Origin of the sequence: Streptomyces sp. SID14478 (assembly GCF_010548525.1) — a bacterium.
In the GTDB taxonomy this organism is placed as follows: domain Bacteria; phylum Actinomycetota; class Actinomycetes; order Streptomycetales; family Streptomycetaceae; genus Streptomyces.
Genome location: NZ_JAAGMG010000887.1, coordinates 1 through 3,255 on the forward strand (window position 1 = coordinate 1; position 3,255 = coordinate 3,255).

Sequence of the window (3,255 nt, forward strand, 5' to 3'; positions counted from 1 at the left end):
AGAGCGCGGCGGCCGTGCTCCGCGACGGGGTGCGCCTGACCACCCCGCTGGTCCGCTCGACGGCGGGCGCCCTGGAACCCGCCACCTGGGAAGCGGCCCTGGACGCGGTCGCCGCAGGGCTGACCCGCACGCGCACGACGCACGGCGCGGACGCGTGCGCGGTCTTCGGCGGCGGCGGGCTCACCAACGAAAAGGCGTACGCGCTCGGCAAGTTCGCGCGCATCGTGCTCGGCACGTCGCAGATCGACTACAACGGCCGGTTCTGCATGTCGTCGGCTGCGGCGGCGGGCCAGAAGGCGTTCGGCCTCGACCGCGGTCTGCCCTTCCCCCTGGAGGACGTCCCGCGCACCGGCTGCGTCGTCCTGGTCGGCTCGAACCCGGCCGAGACGATGCCGCCTGCCCTGCGGTACTTCACCGAACTCCGCGCGAACGGCGGCACGTTGATCGTCGTCGACCCGCGCCGCACCCGCACCGCCGACCAGGCCGACCTGCACCTGGCCCCGCGCCCCGGCACGGACCTGGCGCTCGCGCTCGGCATGCTGCACCTGGTGGTGGCCGAGCGGCGGGTCGACGAGGAGTACGTACGCGAACGCACGCGGGGCTGGGAGGCGGCGCGGGCCGGCGCGATGGCGCACTGGCCGGAGTACGTGGAACGGGTCACGGGAGTGCCGGTCCCTCAACTCCGGCAGGCCGTAAGGATGTTCACCGAGCCGGAGCACGCCATGGTGCTCACCGCGCGCGGCCCCGAGCAGCAGTCCAAGGGCACCGACACGGTCGGCGCGTGGATCAACCTGGCGCTGGCCACCGGCCGCCCCGGCCGCCCGCTGTCCGGCTACGGCTGTCTGACCGGCCAGGGCAACGGGCAGGGCGGCCGCGAACACGGCCAGAAAGCGGACCAGTTGCCCGGATACCGCAAGCTGGCGGACCCGGCGGCGCGGGCGCACGTGGCCGAGGTGTGGGGCGTCGATCCCGACTCCCTTCCGGGGCCCGGCCGTTCGGCATACGAGTTGCTGGACGCACTCGGCACCGACATCCGCTCGCTGCTCCTCATGGGCTCGAACCCGGTGGTGTCGGCGCCGCGCGCCGCGCACGTGGAGGAGCGGATACGGTCGCTCGACTTCCTGGCCGTGGCCGACGTCGTCCTGTCCGAGACGGCCGAACTCGCCGACGTGGTGCTGCCCGTGACGCAGTGGGCCGAGGAGACCGGCACGGTGACGAACCTGGAGGGCAGGGTGCTGCTGCGCCGCCGGGCGCTGCCCGCGCCGGACGGCGTCCGCTCCGATCTGGAGGTGCTCAACGCGCTGGCCGCGCGGCTCGCTCCTGCCCTGGAGAAGGGCTTCCCCGTCGACCCGGAGGAGGTCTTCGACGAACTGCGCCGTGCCTGCGCCGGGAGCCCCGCGGACTACTCGGGCATCTCCTACCCGCGGCTGACCGAGGAGGACGGCCTCTTCTGGCCGTGCCCGGAGCGGCCCGGCGGGCACCCGGGCACGCCCCGGCTCTTCCTCGACTCCTTCGCCACCGAGGACGGCCGGGCACGCTTCGTCCCCGTGGCGCACCGGCCCGCCGCCGAGGAGCCCGACGCGGAGTACCCGCTGTACCTGACGACGGGCCGGGTGGTGGCGCAGTACCAGTCGGGGGCGCAGACCCGCCGCGTCCCCGAGCTGAACGCGGCCGCCCCCGGGCCCTTCGTCGAGCTCCATCCGCGGCTCGCGGCGCGGCTCGGTGTCGCGGAGGGCGACGAGGTGGCGGTGACGTCGCGGCGCGGGCGGGTGGTGGTGGCGGCGCGGGTGACCTCCGCGGTTCGGCCGGACACGGTGTTCATGCCCTTTCACTGGGCCGGGGCGGGGCGGGCCAACATCTTGACCAATCCGGCGCTTGATCCCGTGTCCGGGATGCCGGAGTTCAAGGTGTGTGCGGTACGAGTGGCTGCCGCCTCGGGTGGGGGGTGAGCGGGGTCTTCCCTCGGCCTGCTGGCTGTCTCGGCCGGGGGTGATGCTGAGCCTTGGGGCTGTCTCTGCCCGGCCGGCTGGGCCTGGCGCCCGGGGGTGATGCTGAGCACCGGGGGCGCTTCTCTCCCGCCGGCTGGGCTGGTGCTCGGGGGTGGTGCTGAGCACCGAGGGCGCTTCTCCCCGGTCCGCTGGGCTGGCGCCCGGGGGTGGAGCTGAGCACCGGGGCTCTGCCCCGGACCCCGCTCCTCAATCGCCGGAGGGGCTTGAAGCGGCGGAGCCGCTGATCGGGGGCGGAGGCGGTTGAGGGGGCCTTGGGGTCGGGTGAGGGGGGACCTTGGGCCTCAATCGGGGCGGGAAAGTCCCGGTCAGCGTCGCTGTTACAGAACCTCCGGGATGCCGCAACAGTCGGTTTCTACCGTCGGAAGCATGCCTCCTCTGAACCGCCTCCTGACGGGCGCCGTCGCGGTCGCGACCGCCCTGGGCATCGCCGCGCTCATGGGCTGCGGCCGCACCGACGGCCTCGGCGCGGGGGAAGCCGCGCCCTCCGTCTCCGTACAGCCGCAGCCGCACGACGTCTGGCCCGCCTGGTCCGGTACGTCGACGAAGGCGCCCGGCGCCGAGGCCTCCACCCACCAGCCGCCGCCCAAGGCGCTGACGGGGCTGCCGCTGATCGGCGCGAAGGGCCTTCGCGGGCTCGACGCGCACGCGGTGCTCCGGGCCGATCCGCGCATGCAGCCGTTCGCCGGACGCGAGGACATCAAGGAGCCGGGGGTGTCGGGAGTGCGCCCGCCCATGTACCGGGACCTGACCGGCGACGGCAGACCCGAGCTGCTCGTCGCCGTCGACACCGAGAGCGGGCGCACGGCGCTGTCCGTCTACACGGAGCGCGACGGGCGCGTGTACCCGGTGCTGTTCACCGGGGGCAAGCGCGTCGCCGTGGAGACCCTCGGCAAGGACCTGCTGCTGCGCAGCTCGTGCACGGACGGCGGGGAGCAGGCGGTGCGCTACCACTGGGACGGGACGCGGCTGTCGACCATCAGCGACGTCAAGAACTACAAGAAGTCGACGCCCACGCCGAGCACGGAGCCGGACACGACGACCTCCCCCTCCCCCGGGAGCGCATCATGATGCGCCCCCGTCTGCTGCGGGCGCGGGCCCGGGCCGGCCGGCTGGGGCTGCGCTGGCGGATCGCCCTGCTGGTCGCATTCGGCTGCGCGCTCGTCGCCGTCGCCATCGGGCTGCTCGTGCACCACGCCCGCCTCGACCAGGTCTCGGCGAACGCCCGCGCGGGCGCCACCGCCCAGCT

The 3,255-nt window shown here is 74.4% G+C and carries 2 protein-coding genes and 1 pseudogene; all 3 read left to right on the forward strand.

The annotated features are described in order from the left end of the window. On the forward strand, window positions 1-1,949 hold a 1,949-nt coding region (locus G3I40_RS29055), incomplete at its 5' end, for a molybdopterin oxidoreductase family protein (protein ID WP_239092002.1). Window positions 1,950-2,375: 426 nt separating this feature from the next. Further along, on the forward strand, window positions 2,376-3,077 hold the full coding sequence (locus G3I40_RS29060; RefSeq protein WP_164305494.1) for a hypothetical protein: 702 nt from the start codon (window positions 2,376-2,378) through the stop codon (window positions 3,075-3,077). Continuing rightward, window positions 3,074-3,255: pseudogene (locus tag G3I40_RS29065) on the forward strand (two-component sensor histidine kinase); the annotation flags it as partial. The gene G3I40_RS29060 and the pseudogene G3I40_RS29065, both read left to right, overlap by 4 nt.